General features: G+C 54.3%; 16 protein-coding genes. 9 read left to right on the top strand and 7 right to left on the bottom strand.

The genetic code is table 11. The features are described 5' to 3' along the window. Window positions 1-207 precede the first annotated feature (207 nt). Window positions 208-2,358 carry an SEC-C metal-binding domain-containing protein gene (locus tag KHO27_RS06595; RefSeq protein WP_250888420.1) on the bottom strand — a complete coding sequence of 717 codons (2,151 nt, stop codon included), beginning with the start codon at window positions 2,356-2,358 and terminating at the stop codon, window positions 208-210. 530 nt (window positions 2,359-2,888) lie between these two features. On the opposite strand from KHO27_RS06595, the gene KHO27_RS06590 reads away from it, so the two are divergent. The 5 genes from KHO27_RS06590 (at window position 2,889) to KHO27_RS06570 (ending at window position 7,456) form a co-directional block, all read left to right on the top strand. After that, the gene (locus KHO27_RS06590) at window positions 2,889-4,826 is read left to right on the top strand and encodes a hypothetical protein (RefSeq protein WP_214501442.1); all 1,938 of its coding nucleotides are present in this window, start codon (window positions 2,889-2,891) and stop codon (window positions 4,824-4,826) included. A gap of 19 nt (window positions 4,827-4,845) precedes the next feature. Further along, window positions 4,846-5,520: a VWA domain-containing protein gene (locus tag KHO27_RS06585; protein WP_214501441.1), complete on the top strand. Its 675-nt coding sequence runs from the start codon at window positions 4,846-4,848 to the stop codon at window positions 5,518-5,520. 3 nt (window positions 5,521-5,523) lie between these two features. Further along, on the top strand, window positions 5,524-6,318 hold the full coding sequence (locus KHO27_RS06580) for a PP2C family serine/threonine-protein phosphatase (protein WP_214501440.1): 795 nt from the start codon (window positions 5,524-5,526) through the stop codon (window positions 6,316-6,318). Between the two features lie 13 nt (window positions 6,319-6,331). Further along, a complete protein-coding gene (locus KHO27_RS06575) occupies window positions 6,332-6,955 on the top strand; it encodes a histidine phosphatase family protein (protein ID WP_214501439.1) in 624 nt (207 codons plus the stop codon). Between the two features lie 84 nt (window positions 6,956-7,039). Further along, a complete protein-coding gene (locus KHO27_RS06570; protein ID WP_214501438.1) occupies window positions 7,040-7,456 on the top strand; it encodes a helix-turn-helix domain-containing protein in 417 nt (138 codons plus the stop codon). 6 nt (window positions 7,457-7,462) lie between these two features. Here KHO27_RS06570 and KHO27_RS06565 read toward each other — a convergent pair whose 3' ends face one another. Continuing rightward, window positions 7,463-7,786, bottom strand: a complete 324-nt coding sequence (locus KHO27_RS06565) for a hypothetical protein (protein ID WP_214501437.1) — start codon at window positions 7,784-7,786, stop codon at window positions 7,463-7,465. A 6-nt stretch (window positions 7,787-7,792) separates the two neighbouring features. After that, complete coding sequence (locus KHO27_RS06560; RefSeq protein ID WP_214501436.1) at window positions 7,793-8,674, bottom strand: hypothetical protein; 882 nt, start codon at window positions 8,672-8,674, stop codon at window positions 7,793-7,795. A gap of 176 nt (window positions 8,675-8,850) precedes the next feature. Between KHO27_RS06560 and KHO27_RS06555 the strand changes: the two genes are divergently transcribed. After that, window positions 8,851-9,834 carry a helix-turn-helix transcriptional regulator gene (locus tag KHO27_RS06555; protein WP_214501435.1) on the top strand — a complete coding sequence of 328 codons (984 nt, stop codon included), beginning with the start codon at window positions 8,851-8,853 and terminating at the stop codon, window positions 9,832-9,834. 33 nt (window positions 9,835-9,867) lie between these two features. Here the strand turns inward: KHO27_RS06555 and KHO27_RS06550 are convergent, their stop codons facing one another. The 4 genes from KHO27_RS06550 to KHO27_RS06535 form a co-directional block, all read right to left on the bottom strand. Then, window positions 9,868-10,227: a hypothetical protein gene (locus KHO27_RS06550; protein ID WP_214501434.1), complete on the bottom strand. Its 360-nt coding sequence runs from the start codon at window positions 10,225-10,227 to the stop codon at window positions 9,868-9,870. Window positions 10,228-10,399: 172 nt separating this feature from the next. Beyond that, entirely contained in the window at window positions 10,400-10,981 is a 582-nt protein-coding gene (locus KHO27_RS06545) for a PM0109 family protein (RefSeq protein WP_214501433.1), read from the bottom strand. Beyond that, window positions 10,978-11,775, bottom strand: a complete 798-nt coding sequence (locus KHO27_RS06540) for a hypothetical protein (protein ID WP_214501432.1) — start codon at window positions 11,773-11,775, stop codon at window positions 10,978-10,980. The genes KHO27_RS06545 and KHO27_RS06540 overlap by 4 nt, the downstream gene beginning before the upstream one ends. A 378-nt stretch (window positions 11,776-12,153) precedes the next feature. Next, a complete protein-coding gene (locus tag KHO27_RS06535) occupies window positions 12,154-13,170 on the bottom strand; it encodes a hypothetical protein (protein WP_214501431.1) in 1,017 nt (338 codons plus the stop codon). A 306-nt stretch (window positions 13,171-13,476) separates the two neighbouring features. Here KHO27_RS06535 and KHO27_RS06530 point away from each other — a divergent pair, with 306 nt between their 5' ends. From KHO27_RS06530 to KHO27_RS06520, 3 genes are read left to right on the top strand one after another with little or no spacing between them, the layout of a single operon-like run. After that, window positions 13,477-13,887, top strand: coding sequence for a carboxymuconolactone decarboxylase family protein (locus tag KHO27_RS06530; RefSeq protein ID WP_214501430.1), 411 nt, complete (start codon window positions 13,477-13,479; stop codon window positions 13,885-13,887). Beyond that, the gene (locus KHO27_RS06525) at window positions 13,884-15,089 is read left to right on the top strand and encodes an MFS transporter (protein WP_214501429.1); all 1,206 of its coding nucleotides are present in this window, start codon (window positions 13,884-13,886) and stop codon (window positions 15,087-15,089) included. Before KHO27_RS06530 ends, KHO27_RS06525 begins: the two co-directional genes overlap by 4 nt. A gap of 13 nt (window positions 15,090-15,102) precedes the next feature. Then, on the top strand, window positions 15,103-15,834 hold the full coding sequence (locus tag KHO27_RS06520; protein ID WP_214501428.1) for a 3-oxoacyl-ACP reductase family protein: 732 nt from the start codon (window positions 15,103-15,105) through the stop codon (window positions 15,832-15,834). Window positions 15,835-15,844: the final 10 nt, after the last annotated feature.

The raw sequence follows: 15,844 nt of genomic DNA, 5'->3' as shown, positions 1-15,844 counted from the left end.
TTTTTCATCTATGGAAGCGCCTACACCAACGTCATCTCGCACTCATCATATGCAGTTTCGAACCTTCGCTGTTAGAAAGAAGACTGTCCTACGGCTTCGCCCATGCTGAGAAATTCGACATATCAAGTGCGTGGAGCAGCGTCTGAAATCCAATTAATCCCCCCTACCTGCAGTGGTAACACGGAGTTCAAGAAAAAGCATCTAATCTCAAAGACAGCATTTCTTATACTTAGAGCCACTTCCACAAGGGCACGGGTCATTGCGTCCATATTTCTTAGGAACGAGTGCTCGCTCCATGGTTTTCATCGCCGTTCCAAATGAAGATGAAGGCTTCATGTCCTTGGTTAGCTCATCCATCGCACGTGACCGTTCCCATGGAGAATTTAACGTTATGCCAAATTGGATTTCCCCGCTCAGGCCCACCGATACTCCGTACCACTCCGCTGCTCGTTGAGCGTACTTTCGTTTAGAGCAGTGTACCTCTAGGGATCTAGCAGCCTCCTCGCTTGGCCTAGGATTGCAGTGGAAGCAAATCCCTGTTCCTGGCTCAGACATTCCGAGAACGAAGTCATGACGCTTACCATCCGCCTTTGCCATTTCGGTCAAGCCTTCGATGGCTTTATGAACCGTAGTACATGACTCCTCCCCCATTGAAAGCAGAGTGAACCCCAGTTCAAGAATTGCAGGATCGGGCCGGCGCTCGATCTGTTCAATCAGGCGCTCGTAGAACGTCCCTTTCATTTTGGTGAGGATACCTTCAGGCACTCGCTTGCCTGGGAGACCTTCTCGTCGCACAGCCATGGCAGTGTCCAAATCCGCTGCGATCGAGTCCTCCAGCATGACCATGTTGTATTCACCATCAAGCCAGAGGTTGCATCGCAGATGGTAGGCCAGAGCAGTAAGCTCGTGTCCCATCATCAGTTTTTGAGCTGACTCCAGACGCATTCGGACATAGCCAAGAAAACGCAACGGCGTATCCAGCATCTCTGCCAGCACATCCAGCAGAAAGACGTCCATCACAAATGGTGGGCGGACGATCTCATCTTCGGTGTACTTCAGGTACTGGCTAGCTTGGAACGCCAGCGCAGGGTAGTGATCGGAGACGACACAGAACGGGTAGATTTCCTTAATTTGTTTCGGCAGTACGACTGCCTGACCACGATCATCCTCGAGCCTGCATTTGCCAGAATTGATAGCCGCAGCACACTCAGCCCCTTGGTCATAGGCTTTCTGGATAGCAGCAGCGAAATCCGCTTTGATCTGTCCGTCGTTACCTTTGCGGGCTGCTAGGGTTAACTTTTTGGCTTTAGCCTGAACGATGATGATACGGTCACCAAAGATGACCAGCACGTCCGCTTCGGCGACGATCCGCTTACCCTCAATCAAATTGACGTTGGTGTAGACATTGGCTTTTCCAAAGACGGCTGCCAAGCGGCGCTGAGAGAACTGTTCGGTGAAAGCACCTCGATTGTCCGACGCCTGTTGCTTATAATCCTTGTCCTGGTTCATCCAGAAAAATGGCGACTCATAAAGCGCTTCGTAAATCGAATAGTGAGAAAACAGCAAAACTGAGCTACGCCCTGTCGGCAGAAGCGGGGTCGCAGCGACTTGGTTGAAGTCTCCAACCTCCTTGAACTGGCCATTGTCACCACTGAACGTTAGCGCATGGAAAACGGCTTCTACGACAGCCAACGCCTGCCCCGAGCGCTGAGCAATCTCCAGTGCGGTGAACTCGAATAGATCCAGCACTGAGCCTGCCGGCATCTCACCGACCTTAGTGTCGCCGGCTAATCGCGCTCCAGAGGTTGCTCGAGCATCCATCAGCGAACACATTGCACTGGCAACTCGCAGTGCCTGGGCGCTGCTGAAGCCCATGACCCTTTCTAGCCAGTCGTCATCTGGGGCATGCTTCACTGCAAAGAGATCTCGGTACTGAAAGCTGTAAGCTGACTCGGTGCCATAGAAAATCGGTTCCCTCATCATTGCGCCTTGCCAAAAATCGTCCATGGGGGCGCCCTGCTCAGCCTGCGATATCAATTCGCCGACCGCTTGGCCGGTCATAGCTTCGTGAAGCTCGGCTAACAACTCGTCAGTACGCGAAGCGTAGCTCCTGAGAGTGGCCTCATCGATCACAGCTAAATCCAGAGGCTGAAGCATCATCAACCCCATCAACGTGCTTATTTCATTGCGGTTCAGTCTTTTTCGGTCGAATAGGTGCTCTAAGTCAGAAGCCTTGTGTTCACCTTGGAACGATACGAGGTTGTCGCGATAACAGATCCCGGCCATAGCATGAACGTAGCCAGGCTGGGCCGTTAGAACTCTCAGATCTTCAAAAATCTCGGCTTCGCTTCGTTGCATGGACTGCATTCCAGACTCTCCAAGGTATGTGACTCAGTATTCGTGATGAGGGACGCCTCTCCCGTTGGCCAGCTAGACCTAGATGGTTACAGCGCTCCAGGCCCAAACACCTCCAACCGCACTGAAGATCTCAGAAGTCAATCGCCGAGGCCTTTTCCTGGATAAGGTTTTGGTACCAGTCACTTTCGCGACCAGACAATGGTGGTAGGGGCAGTTCTAACCCGCAGCGCTGAACGGTCTTATCCCTTCAGCACCACTACTGTAGCCTTGATGATCAAAAAGCCAATTCGGCGAAGCACTTCCGCAGAGCGATGAGAGTCAACGGACGACTAGCCGACTTAGGCAAATGCGGAGAAGTCATGTGAAATTTGAGCCAGGCTGACGAGAAAAATGAGAATCACATCACAAAAATACAGGCCTGCCCGAGTGCTCGACGTCAGTTAGCCAGCATGGATGGCTCTGGTACACGGGTTTCGTTGTAAGCTCGAAGGCTGCTTGACCTAGTACGATCTCGACATGCTCTGGGGCCTATGACGGAACCGAAAATTCAAAAAGTGCTAATCGATGCCGGAGTGCTTCTCGCCTTCCCGGACATCATCTCGAAGATCCGCACCAAGCAAAATGTGCCGGTGCTATTCGCCGAAGCCATACCGATCCTGATTGATCAGCGTGTCCAGCCCACCGAGCAAGGGCGCAATGCTGACCGCGTACTGCGACAAATCGAAGGCAATCGCGCCGTAGGGAAGAGAGTATTTCCTGACGGCAGCTCAATCTTAGAAGGTGATTTACTCGCCTCCTTCACCTTCGACGGTGCACCTGCGTACATCTTCAAGCGCATGCAGTTTGTGGCTCAGACAGCCCAGGCACGCCTCTTGGAGGTCGCAAGTCAGTACCGCATGACGCTCGTTACCAGTGACGACCAGTTACTGACCCAGGCAAAAGCCAATGGCGTGGCCTGTCACAAGTGGCCACCGCCCACGCAACTCACACCTTTCACCCTTCACCGCAAGCCTACCAGCGCTGTGAATGAGCGACTCCCGTTCCGAGTCCTTCCAGCCGTAGGTGACGTCGTTAGCACTAGCTCTGGAAGATCCCTGCGACTGGTGAGAGAGATCAGTAAGGGGGGTGAAGGTGTCATCTACGAGACCAGTGACCCCTCCTTGGTCTGTAAGGTCTATCACGCCAAAGAGCTGACTACGTTAAGGCGCCAGAAAATCGAGCTGATGGTCACGCGTAAGCTCAACCGTGCCGACATCTGCTGGCCGACAGCGGTGGTGTACAACCAGCACTCTGAGTTTGTCGGCTACGTGATGCCCAGAGCGGAAGGCAAGACGATGTTCTCGGGAATATTCATCAAACCAGCGTTCCTGAAAGGCTTTCCTACTTGGGGGCGCATCGACCTAGTGAACGTGTGCCTGGCGTTCTTGGAGCAGATTCGTTTTCTCCATAGCCTGAATATCCTGGTAGGTGACATCAACGCGAACAACCTGCTGATCACCAAAGACAGCACGAAGCTCTGGATGGTAGACACCGACAGTTTCCAGATCGAAGCCTTCCCATGCCCAGTTGGCACCATTGCGTTCACCGCCCCTGAGATACAGGGCGAAACGTATGGGGATTTTATGCGCACCAAGGAGCATGAGCTGTTCTCCGTGGCGACGATGCTGTTCATGATCTTGTTCCCTGGCAAAACGCCCTACTCCCAGCAGAATGGCGGTACCCAGGCGGAAAACATCAAGGCAAAGAATTTCCCCTATCGAGATCACAGCGACGCAGAAAACCATTCTGGAGAGAATGCTCCGGCGGGCGACTGGCAGACCATTTGGAACCACCTGAAAGCAGATGTTCGAAATGCTTTCCAAAAGACGTTCAGAGAGGGTGAGCGTATTTCTGTAGATCAGTGGATTGTCCTCTTAACAGGTTACCGATCCGCCATTGAGAAAAAAAACTGCGGAAATGAGGTTTTCCCCAGCTCATTCTTCTTCGTCCGAGACCCTATCTCCGTGCCATGCGGACGCTGTAAAACCACGATTACTGCGTCAAAGAAATACGTCGAGAAACAAGCCAAAAAAGGCTTTAAGCCTTGGTGTCAGAGCTGCCACAAGAAACATAAACTCACAACCATGGCTCGCGAAAGCCTTAAAGCTACTCAAGAGGCAGAGCGGAAAAATCAGGGTCGCCCTGCGATCGTACCTAGGCCAGCGCCGTCACCTCGCCCAGCGCAGGCCCAGCCACAAGCAAGGCCACAGCCGGCTGTACAAACCCAACCTCTGCAAAACCGCGCAGCGAGTACAGTCCAATCCCGGCCACAAGCCCAGCAAAGCGCTCATCAGCCGCAACGCCCGCAGGCTACTCCACCCCGCCCCCAGGCGGCTCCTCTTCCACGACATCAGCCGAACACCCGCAAGCAGAAGTCGAAAGTCGCGGCCCTACTCGGCATGCTCCTGCGAGCACTTTTTTCCAAATGACTATCGATAGGAGATCAATGTGAACGACGATTACATCCTCAGCCAAGAAGACCTCGTAGATAACCCGACCGCCCGAGTACCTATTTGCCTAGTGCTTGACGTAAGTGGGTCGATGGCTGGGGAGCCTATCCGGGAGCTGCAGGCAGGGGTAAAGATGTTTTACGACGCCATCCTCGAAGACGAGGTGGCCCAGTATGCAGCTGAGATCTGTATTGTGACCTTCGGCAGCGAAGCCAAGCAGACGGTCGAGTTCATGGCTATCGGACGCCAGGACGTACCAGCTCTGGTTGCTGATGGCACTACCGCGATGGGCCAAGGCGTCAACCTTGCTCTGGATCTGCTCGAAGCAAGGAAAGCGGATTACCAGCGCGCCGGGGTTGATTACTTCCAGCCTTGGATGGTCATCATGACTGACGGCGAACCCACAGACGATATTAGCCTCGCTGGCGATCGCATTCGTGCGTTGTGCCAGAGCAGGAAGCTGAGCGTGTTCCCGATTGCGATCGGTACTGCGGCTAACATGGAAAAGCTGGCAACGCTGTCCCCCGGCCGACCTCCTCTGCGACTGAAAGGCCTCAACTTCAGAGAGTTTTTCCTCTGGTTGAGCCGCAGCGTTTCCAGAGCTTCGCAGTCGACTCCAGGTGAGACAGTGACGCTGGACATTGCCGGCATCGATGCGTGGGGACAGGCGTAAGTCATGTGTGACGCGGATCGCAGCTACACCTATCGGGCATCCTGCGGGCACATCGCTGGCCGGTCGCATTCCAAGACCAATACGCCATGCCAAGACTATGCTGCGACCCGCATCCAAGATGACTTTGCCTGCATCGCTCTAGCCGATGGGGCGGGGTCTAAAAAGCATTCTGCTTACGGAGCTCGTTCCGTCGTCAAAGCGGTTACACGAGCCCTTGCGAAGCGCTTCGATGAGCTGTGGGAAATTTCCGATGTGAGCCCTGCTGAAGTGTCGAGCGAACTGATTGGTTGCTGCCGATCGGCATTGGAGCATCAAGCGCAGAAGCTCGATTGCGAGCTCTCTGAATTGGCCAGCACGTTGATGTTCGTCGCCCACTCCAAAGGGAGATTTCTCGCTGGCCATGTGGGGGATGGCTGCATCATCCACCAACAGGACGATGGCGATGTCGCGGTCATGTCCCACCCCGATAACGGTGAGTATGCCAACACGACATTCTTCATGACCGACTACAAAGTCGAGAACCACTTCAGGCTTTATCGTGGAAGCAGTGGCCAAGGTTCGGGGTTTGTAGTGATGAGTGATGGCACTGCAGAAAGCCTCTACAAGAGAGCCGATAAGTCGCCTGCGGTACCAGCGATCCGCAAGCTTCTCTCCTGGTGCAATACAGCATCCCCAAAGGAGATGCGGGCTGCACTGACAAAAAATCTTGAGAACTCTTTTGCCGTTAAATCTGCTGACGACTGTTCGATCGGTGTCCTCGCTCTAGCATCATCAGGGCTGACCGCAGTAAGAACATAGCAAAGGCGTCTCAATGAAACGTGTCCGTCTCATCCGTCACGGCGAAAGCGCTGCAAATGCGGGCCACGCCACTCAAGATCACGCGAGTATTACCCTCACGTTGAAAGGGGTTGAGCAAGCGCACCAAGTGGCGCGGTCATTTAGCGAAGCGCCCGAGCTGATCATAGCATCACCATTTTCCCGGGCCCAGGCAACCGCAGCGGTTACGGCATCAGCGTTCCCCACCGCCATTGTGGAGACATGGCCGATCCACGAATTTACTTATCTCGAGCCAGCTCGCTGCGTTAACACAACCCTTGCTGATAGACGCTCATGGGTCGACGCCTTCTGGTTGAGATCAGACCCATCCTTTTCTGATGGCGCCGGTGCAGAATCATTCGCTGATTTTTTGGCTCGAGCTCAATCCTTCCTTGACCGTCTCGACGAACATCCGGCTCAACTGATTGCTACCTTATCCCACGGGCAATTTCTGAACGCCGTTGCCTGGCTGCTCGAACGTAGACCGCAGGTGATCGACACCAGAGCGATGAGGGACTGGCGTGACTACGAGATAACTCACCATATTCCGAACGGCTCTGGATATTCCCTCTCCAAGCGACCGGGTGATACAGCTTGGACGCTTGGGCAAAGGACTTGACGGTAGTAGATGAAGAAATCATCTTGGCCGCATTAGATGTCCGCGAAGCGACGACTGAAAAAACTGGGTTAACGAGACGAAGGAATGAGTCTTAAGACATCTTTTGCAAGTGTGCTCAAGGCTGTTCGCCAGAAGCGAAACGTCACTCAAAACGACTTCGCTGACACCGCGAGTCGTACCTACCTATCCAAGCTTGAGCTAGGGAAATCAAGCATTACCCTGGACAAGCTTGAACAGCTCAGCCGACGCCTAGATCTCAATCCGCTGACGATTCTGGCTTTGACGCTGAGTGAAGACTCAGGAGAGCCCGCTCATGCGTTGCTTTTGAGGGTGCAGGCAGAGCTGGCAGCTCTCCAGATCGATGGTATTACGCACGGCATAAACGAGCACACAGCCCAAGCCAAAGAGCTCGGCGTACTTCTTCGACGGAAAAGTCACCGAGCATCCCGGCTTGGTGCTATGCCAAGCCCACTGCAGACGGAAATGTCTTTCGCTGATTGACGTACCCTACTTGGATCGAGCCTTAACGAGCATAGCTTCGAGCTCCGCGATCAGTTGATCGACATCAACCTCTACGAACTCACCTGGGTTAAGCAACTGCTCCACGATCTCTGGGTTATAGCACTCCATGAGTTCGGCATGTCCTGGAAGCCACATTCCTCCAGCGCCAGTGATCACGCCAGTGTGCTGCAAATCTTGCAGAGCCTCATCGATCCGGTCTGCGGCCAGCCACGTCGATCTTTGCTTGAGCGAAACTCTCAGCGCTGCGTCCGATACACCACTCCCAATGAGTTCGATGATCAAACTTCTGATTTCCATAGCGGTGCTCATGGATGCTCAGGCTGCCTCGGTGCCAAGATCGTAACCGACCATGAATAGCGCCATCTCGAGCCGGCGCAGTGCATTTGCACCCTCGCTGTGGAACGGGCTGGTCGCCGCCAAGGGGTGGGCCAAGACCTCACTCAAGACCCAGCTCGCGCGCATGTTCCAAATCGCGTGATGGTGCCCACGTCGCAAGCCTGGGAATTTGAATGCGTCGCCCTTGCTTGGATTTCGACGCTTAGGGGCGGCGGAGTTCTCGCCTTCCTTCGCTGGAGCCCAAGGGAAACGCAGGCCATCAGGTAGAGCAAGAAGACCTTTTTCCTTGCAATAGATGAGTACAAGCATGCCCAGGGCTGCGGCTACGCGGCTGTCGTAGATGATGAAATCCTGACAGATCAGCGAGTACACCTTGGTCATCCCCGCATTAAAGCGGAGATTTTTCTGGAACTGAGGGCTGTCGAGGTCTCCAACTCTCAGCACTTGAGCAACCAGGTCGATCGTCGTGGCCAAGCCTTTCTGATTGTCCTCAAGCCACTGATTGTTGCGAGCCGAGACACCACCCCAGGACATCGTGGCTTTCGCTCCTTGTAGCATCGTGGAATCGCAGGTCGCAGTCAGGAGATCCGTGCTCAAAGCATCCAACGCTTGCTCATTGCTGACAGCGCAGCTTCCGGCGCTGACCTGCAGATGAGGGACACCGGGGTGATGCCATTCGTACTGCTTGTAAGCGTCGTACAGGTCGGTGAACTGCCAATGCTTACCCGTCTTCCGGTTAAGGTACTCATGCGTGAGCGGTTGATTCAAACCGAGGTGCTGAGCAAGCCACTCGATGAAGGCTTTCACTTCAGCACGTTGCTTGTATAGGGGATAGGTGCGACGGGTCACTTTGGCTTTCATTAGCGCTCCAGGAAAGGTTCGTTGCTGGCAAAGCGATACTGCAGGACAATAGGTACACTTTTTGTCCCTGAGTATCGGCTGTGAGCGAAATAAAGCGAAAAGACATGCGGCGCAGAATACTAATGAAGATTTTGCACCGTGCTCGAGCTCCGCTGACTACGGAGGAATTGCATGCCATGCAAACCGAATGGGCTGAGCAGCTCCATCACATCAAAACAACGCGGCGTGATCTTGGAGCCTTGGCCAAAGATCAGCAGGTCGTCGGTGAGAAACCTAAGGGCCAAAAGTCGTTCAAGTGGACGCTGCACAAGAATGTGAGCCTTGATTTGGTACTGTCACCGACCGAGTCGATGACCCTCCTCGCGATGCTGCAGCATTCCGAACGCTTTGGCTTCAAGCTTGTGACCGAGCAATTGGTCAAGCTGCGTGACTATGCTTTGGGCGTGATCACTCGCAACTCAGAACAAGATCTGATAGCGCAAGGGCGTATCACATCCGGCACGCGCTTCATGACCCTCCTCCCTGGCCTCTACGATCCAGCTCATCTGGACACTATCCAGAAGGCACTCCTGAGCGGCGAAAGCCTCAGCATGGTGTACAAGCCTCGCGATGCAGATGAAGCGGAATGCACCTATGTGCTGAAACCACTCGCCCTCTCATTCCAAGACTCGAATATCTACCTCTCCGCTTACGTGGAGTCAGAGGAATGGCCAAGCGGCGAGCCACTTGAGCCAGGAGCTTCTCGGGGCAAATACAGCAGTAACGGCCCTGGAAAGACCTGCGTGTTGATGCTGCACAGAGTGGTCAGTGTTCACACCGTTTTTCTCGTCATTCCGGAACCTGAGAATTACCGCTTCGATTCATTCGCGGTGCAAAAAGACCTGATGACAGTGCACGGCAAGGATGCGATCGATCTCGTGCTGAGGTTGGAGCCTAATCTCCTGAACCGACTCATTGAAAATCGTTTGAGCGAAACCCAGAAGATCGTAGCCACCGAAATGGGTGCCATCTTGAAGTGCTCCATCCAAGACACACAAGGGCTGCGCCTGTTCTTGATGAGTAACGCCGACGAGATCGAAGTTCTGGAGCCTGGATATCTGCGGGAGCACATCTACAAAACGTTGAGAAAGGCCCTGAAGATGTACGGTGAGCTTGCCTAGGTTCAATCTCGGTACCGGGGCAAGTGCAGAGGTCTAAACACCCATGTCGTTTTCCAGCACGAGTATCTGGAGCGGCCGGGGGAGCTCATTGATCGGCAGGCGGTGCATCAATCCATGGCTGAGGTGCTGAGCGTGGAGCGAATAGAGGATGACCTGATGCGGGGTGCCCTGCCTGAAGGGCACATATGCCCCAACCGCTTTTTGTGCATCCCTAACGACATCTAGCACCGCTTGGCCAACCCTAGCGCATTCAAGGTACTCAACTGTTTGCTTGACCGGTGGCGCCGCTTCCTTCCACAGATCGACTACTGCCTCCAGGAGACCATTGCGTCCAAGGTGCTGCAGAGCCATCGTCCAAATCAACGTCTCCAATCCCAAGTCGACTCGGTTCACGATCACAGCACCACACTCATCTAGCCACACCTGTCCTCTATTTTCTCATCCGGGAGCCGACTTCAGAGCCGCATTTCTCGATGCTCGGCTACGAGGGGCGAATTTTACGAATTATTGACTGACCAAGGAGATCAGCGAAGCCGAAACTTCACGCCTTGAGTTTCTTCTCGGCTCATAGGGTCGGGTAGGTGACGAACCTGCTGAGCAGTTCAACTGTTTGATCTGGCGAGGAAATGAAGTCCGCGAGCTCCACATCCCACCATGTCCCTTCCAGCGCCTCAGTGAGCGCCGACCGAGAAAGAGCTTCACCACTTGGGTACTCCGCCTCTCGCCACTCCTCTTGAACATCAGCCTGCGCCCCGCTCTTGAGCCAATAGGCATAGACCCTGACGTTCGGCGTCTTCTCCTCGAGCTTCAGCGGGTCGGGCTGTCCGCTACCTGTACGATTCGGTTTGAGAACCGCAGGCTCGGTATGAAGGTGAAATTCTAAAATAGCAGGCTGCTCACCATCATTCCTGATGTACAGAAATTTGGCATTCATCAACGGTAAATAGTCCCAAGCCCACTTTCGGGATGGTCGAGTACCTGACCGAGAGGGACGCTCAAAATCAATGGGCTCCCAGAGCCAGAATGTGCCACCGAATTTGGCTGCTAGTTCGTCGAATGACGGCAGGATCCTTTTATAAAAGCCCGCGAGCAGTCGGTGCGAGCGCTGCACCTGATTTACGAGCAGACCCACTTCATCACGATTCATTTCCATTTTCTTTCATCCGACTCAAAAGCATGTACTAACGGCATTAAGGATTGCCAATCGATTGTGGGCAATGCGAGTTGAGAGGCGCTCACAGCTCTCCATCCCCCAAGTACATCAAAGGAGGTATCGAGTTGACCTTTCGGTGATAGCAGATCAAGAAGGTCGCGGAATGGTGCACATTCGTTCGTCATACCGAACAGGCCAAAAGCTTCAAGCCAGTCTTGCAGGATCCGTGAATCTCTCTCCTCGGCCCTCGCCAGGATCGGCGCCAGCCCACGCACCACCTCTTGCCATTCTCGACAGACAACCTGTAAGCCTGCATCGATGAACTCCTCTTGAAGAGATGCCGCCCAAGTGCTCGAATGATTCGAGTTTCTACCCAACGCGAGAAGCACCACTGGTCTCGACTCATCCTCCTCAAGCAATAGGGCTTCGACCTCTGCACGCCACTGGCCAAGACGTTGGGCACCTGAGTGTGGTGGCTTTACTTCTACCAGCACACGATGCTCCGAGTAGTCGATGAGCACATCAGGCTCTACAAATCCTTTACGCTTGCCGGCACCCAACTTAGGCCAGAATTCAATCGCCTGGAGCCTGCCAAGAGGCTTGGCAATATCCGCACCGAGCAATAGGCTGAGTACCTCGTCGTGAGCTTGGTCAGATAGATAGGAGAGACGCCCAAACAGCACCCCGGTAAGTAGATCTTCCCGCTTACGAAATAGCTCGCGCCAACCTATTGATCGCCCCTCAATCTCCACGCGACCAGCTTTACCATGCAGGACAGCTGTTAACATCCCTGAAACCTCGATTCTGCTTGCATAGGCCGAATCATTGTCCGCAACCAATCATCTGCCCTGTAGGAGTGATGGTGCAGACGTTGCCTTCACTATCCTCTGTGTGTGAGCCACCGCTATCTGTCCACGACTTGATTGAATAGCTGTTGCCCTCGCTGTCTGTCGATTCGACGACGTGACCGTTGAGGTAAGGGCGGGTTTCCGTGTCTAGGTGATAGGTGTTGCCTTGGGTGTCCCACGAGCGGGCATGCACATCGCCATCAGAGTCGGTATCAACGTCAGAGCACACCATGTACTCCCCTTCGCCATAACATTCGGCGTAAGCGCCTACGGCCCCCAGAGATGCTAAGCAACCAATCAATGCCGCTATGGCTCCTCTCATGACACCCCCGACACTGGTACCGCGAACCGTTGAGGGTCAAGGGCAGTGACAACTGCAAAACCGGAACCTTTCTTGAAGCTCATGTTGTGGACAAAGTTCTTCATCGCATCCGACGGGTCAATCGCCTCGAGGTTAAGGCGCTCAACCGTGGCCCGCGAGAACGCTACGCTGAGGATAGGCTGATCCTCCATATGCCCTGTCGAACTGTTCAGCAGGGTATCCATTGCAGTGACGACAACCAGGTCATCTGGAAGGATGGCCAGTAGTTCCCGGCCTACGCGCAAAGCACAACTGCAGACGTAATCCTGATGAAGCTCATTGAAACGTCCGGCTGGCATCGCCTTGGTCGAGAGCTTGCCACTCTTGAGAAGCGACTTGATTTCCGTGGGAATAACATGCGAACCGTGGATGGCCAGCTTCGCCTCTAAAACCCCACCCTCGTGAACGATCATCTGAATCGATGAGCCCAGGTGGGAAATTTCTTCGAAGGACTCGAAGGCTTCAATAGCATCGAGCTTTGCTTGGCGGTCACCATCGAGAATCCGGAGAGCGATGTCGCGTTCCTCTGCCCAATCGGAATGGGTGGTGCGCCATTCCTCAAACTCCGCCTGAAACACTTTTTCGTCCTCAGCGGCTGCACTGGCAATCTTCGCCAGCAGAACCTCACGCTGCCGTTTTTCCAGTTTGAATAGCCTGGCGAAAAAGTTAGGCCTATAGGTGGCAGAAGCATGCATTGCCGCTTGCTCGAGGGCCCCGCTTTTCAATGGCTGCTTGGGCTCAGGCTTGGAAAATATCTTTTTCCACTTAACCGGCTCGGCGCATTCTTTGTGCATTGAGAGGAGGATGTCGATGTGGTTCTCGTACACCTCAACCTCATAAGCAGCCTGCTCCAGAGCCTCCATTTTGGCGAACTCTTGCTGGCGTCTTTCAAGCTCGCGCTGTCGACGATGAGCGTTGCGCTCAGCTCGTCTGGCCGAAGCCTGCAACGACCGCATTGTCCCTTTCCAACTCATCACGATGCTCCCTACCGTTTGCGTGATGGCACATTAACATAGCGAAAGCATGCGCCTGAAGATCGTGTTGGTCACAAATGATTCTTTGGGCAAGAGCACATTTGTACTCCTTTTGAGTCGTCTTCTGCTCCACCTATGGTTTCATGGATCCGAACCCGAAGCATGATCTGCGCTCGCAGGATATTTGCAGCAAGCGCTGCAGTAGAGCCCCCGGGCACCGAGGCTAAAGTGGTTCCGAAGAAATCCACTTGACTAGACTAGACTGTACAGTCTAATTTTGCCTCTTCACTCAAAGAGGCACCTTTCATGTCCACCCCCACCACCCGAGACGACTTGTTCCGCGACGGCGCGGAGATGTTCGAGAATTCGCTCGGGGTCTCAGCAAGCGACTTCGTTCAAACCATTGATGCAATGGCGCCAGGCTTCGGACGCCTCATCGTGGAAATGGAATTCGGCGATATCTACAACCGACCTGGACTGGATCTGAAGACTCGCGAGCTCGTGATCATCTCTTCCTGTGCCACCTTGGGCCCGGTTGGCTATGGTGCTGTACGCATGCACATTCCTGCAGCCCTGCGTCACGGTGCGACCAGAACCGAGATCGTCGAAGCACTGGTGCAAGTCGCGATGGCTGCGGGTTTGCCAACGGCAATAGGAGCCTTGCAGGCTGCCTCCGAGACGTTTGCAGAGCTGGATGCCAAGCAGGAATCGCTGTGATCGACGAAACACCTGAGACGCCGGCACTTCCGCACGGCGCTGTGACGGTTTTCGCCATTCTCTGTGGCGTAATGGTTGCCAACATTTATCTGAGCCAGCCATTACTTGCCCAGATCGGGCAGTCTCTTGGAGTACCACCCGAGAAAGCTTCGCTGATATCAGTTGCTAGCCAGATCGGTTATGCCTTGGGAATTCTTTTCGTCGTACCGCTGGCTGATAGTGCCAATCCGATCAAGCTCATCCGCTGGCTAATGCTACTTACCATTGCCGGCCTTATCGGTATGACTGCAGCCCCTGGGCTGTCGGTGATGATTGCCGCCAGTGGTTCGATAGCGGTGACCTGCGTAGTTGCGCAAGTGCTTATTCCTTTGGCCACCACCTACGTCGATACAGACAAGCGCGGCCAGGTCGTCAGTAAGCTCACTGGAGGCCTGATACTAGGGATCCTGCTATCCAGAACTCTCTCTGGTATCTCAGCAGAATATCTCGGATCCTGGCGAGCACCTTTTGCAATTGAGGCGGTACTCGTAGCAGGACTGATGCTTATGCTGCCGCGCTTCCTGCCTCATCGAGAAAAGGCCAACAGCATCGGGTATGCAAAACTGCTGCGCTCATTGCCTTCACTGCTGAAATTTCCAGAGCTCAGACTATCCATGACGTTGAGCTTTTGTACCTTCGCCGGGTTCTCGGCGATCTGGGCAACGCTCGCATTCCACCTCGCCTCCCCCACCTTTGCACTGGGCAGTGCAGCCGCAGGGCTATTTGGCCTATGGGGTGCCCCAGGCGCACTACTAGCACCCTACGCAGGGCGACTGGTAGACCGCTGGGGAAGCGCAAAGCTGAACATGCTATCGCTGGCCGCATTGATGGCATCGGTGATCATGTCATTAACAGGAGGGAGCAGCTCACTCATTGCACTGATCATCGCAGTGAATCTCCTGGACTTTGGTCAGCAGACTGGCCAGGTGGCTAACCAAGCGCGAATTTTCGGACTCGAGCCAGGTATTAGAGCTCGCCTGAACACGGTCTACATGAGCGTGACATTCGCGGGAGGTGCGGTCGGTGCGATGGCAGGCGGAAAGCTCTGGTCAATATTGGGCTGGAGCGGTGTTTGCTACTTCGTGTGCCTAGCAGTTCTGCTGGCTATGACCGCTCTACTCATAAGCTCAATTTCAGCCAAAGCACGGGCGGCGTCCACATAGAGGAGCAATAAATATGAGCGATATCACCAACAAAGTAGCGTTAGTCACTGGCGGTTCTCGGGGAATTGGCCGGGAAATCGCCGTGGCCCTCGCCAAGGCCGGCTGTGACATCGCGATCAGCTATGCAAACGCCGAAAGCGATGCTGCAGAGACAGTCCTCGCTGTACAGGAAGCAGGCCGAAATGCTTTAGCTGTTCAAGGTGATTTGACGCAGCCCGGGGAGGCTGAGCGAATTGCGCAGACAGTTGCCGAGCAATTGGGAGAGATCGATATCCTGGTGAACAACGCAGGGATCACCAAAGTCCAGCCTCTTGACGGAATATCCATGGACGACTGGAACCTTGTGCTGCACACGAACCTGACCTCGGCCTTCTCGCTCAGCCAAGCGGTGATCCCGAAGATGCGTGAGAAGCGATGGGGCCGGATCATCATGATGTCCTCAGTCGCAGCGCAGCTGGGTGGCGTCATCGGCCCGCACTACGCAGCGAGCAAAGCAGGCATGATTGGCCTGGCGCATAGCTACGCCCAAATGCTGGCCAAAGAAGGCATCACTGCCAATGCTGTCGCGCCGGCGCTGATCAAGACCGACATGATCAAAGGCAATCCCAACATCAAGCCTGATTTACTGCCAGTAGGCCGCTTTGGGGAGGTTGCAGAGGTGGCCAATGCGGTGGTGCTGTTGGCGCAAAATGGCTACATCACTGGCCAGACGCTAAACGTAAATGGCGGCTGGTACATGAGCTAAATTCCGTCAT

It is taken from the genome of Pseudomonas sp. RC3H12, from assembly GCF_018596375.1.
Taxonomy (GTDB): domain Bacteria; phylum Pseudomonadota; class Gammaproteobacteria; order Pseudomonadales; family Pseudomonadaceae; genus Aquipseudomonas.
Note: the sequence above shows the minus strand (reverse complement) of the source record. Positions and strands in the feature narration are given on the sequence as shown.

Excerpts from the sequence above, each read along its gene's own strand:
- KHO27_RS06595 (WP_250888420.1), bottom strand. The coding sequence starts at position 2,358 with ATGCAACGAAGCGAAGCCGAGATTTTTGAAGATCTGAGAGTTCTAACG.
- KHO27_RS06590 (WP_214501442.1), top strand. The coding sequence starts at position 2,889 with ATGACGGAACCGAAAATTCAAAAAGTGCTAATCGATGCCGGAGTGCTT.
- KHO27_RS06580 (WP_214501440.1), top strand. The coding sequence starts at position 5,524 with ATGTGTGACGCGGATCGCAGCTACACCTATCGGGCATCCTGCGGGCAC.
- KHO27_RS06575 (WP_214501439.1), top strand. The coding sequence starts at position 6,332 with ATGAAACGTGTCCGTCTCATCCGTCACGGCGAAAGCGCTGCAAATGCG.
- KHO27_RS06570 (WP_214501438.1), top strand. The coding sequence starts at position 7,040 with ATGAGTCTTAAGACATCTTTTGCAAGTGTGCTCAAGGCTGTTCGCCAG.
- KHO27_RS06565 (WP_214501437.1), bottom strand. The coding sequence starts at position 7,786 with ATGAGCACCGCTATGGAAATCAGAAGTTTGATCATCGAACTCATTGGG.
- KHO27_RS06560 (WP_214501436.1), bottom strand. The coding sequence starts at position 8,674 with ATGAAAGCCAAAGTGACCCGTCGCACCTATCCCCTATACAAGCAACGT.
- KHO27_RS06555 (WP_214501435.1), top strand. The coding sequence starts at position 8,851 with ATGCAAACCGAATGGGCTGAGCAGCTCCATCACATCAAAACAACGCGG.
- KHO27_RS06545 (WP_214501433.1), bottom strand. The coding sequence starts at position 10,981 with ATGAATCGTGATGAAGTGGGTCTGCTCGTAAATCAGGTGCAGCGCTCG.
- KHO27_RS06540 (WP_214501432.1), bottom strand. The coding sequence starts at position 11,775 with ATGTTAACAGCTGTCCTGCATGGTAAAGCTGGTCGCGTGGAGATTGAG.
- KHO27_RS06535 (WP_214501431.1), bottom strand. The coding sequence starts at position 13,170 with ATGAGTTGGAAAGGGACAATGCGGTCGTTGCAGGCTTCGGCCAGACGA.
- KHO27_RS06530 (WP_214501430.1), top strand. The coding sequence starts at position 13,477 with ATGTCCACCCCCACCACCCGAGACGACTTGTTCCGCGACGGCGCGGAG.
- KHO27_RS06520 (WP_214501428.1), top strand. The coding sequence starts at position 15,103 with ATGAGCGATATCACCAACAAAGTAGCGTTAGTCACTGGCGGTTCTCGG.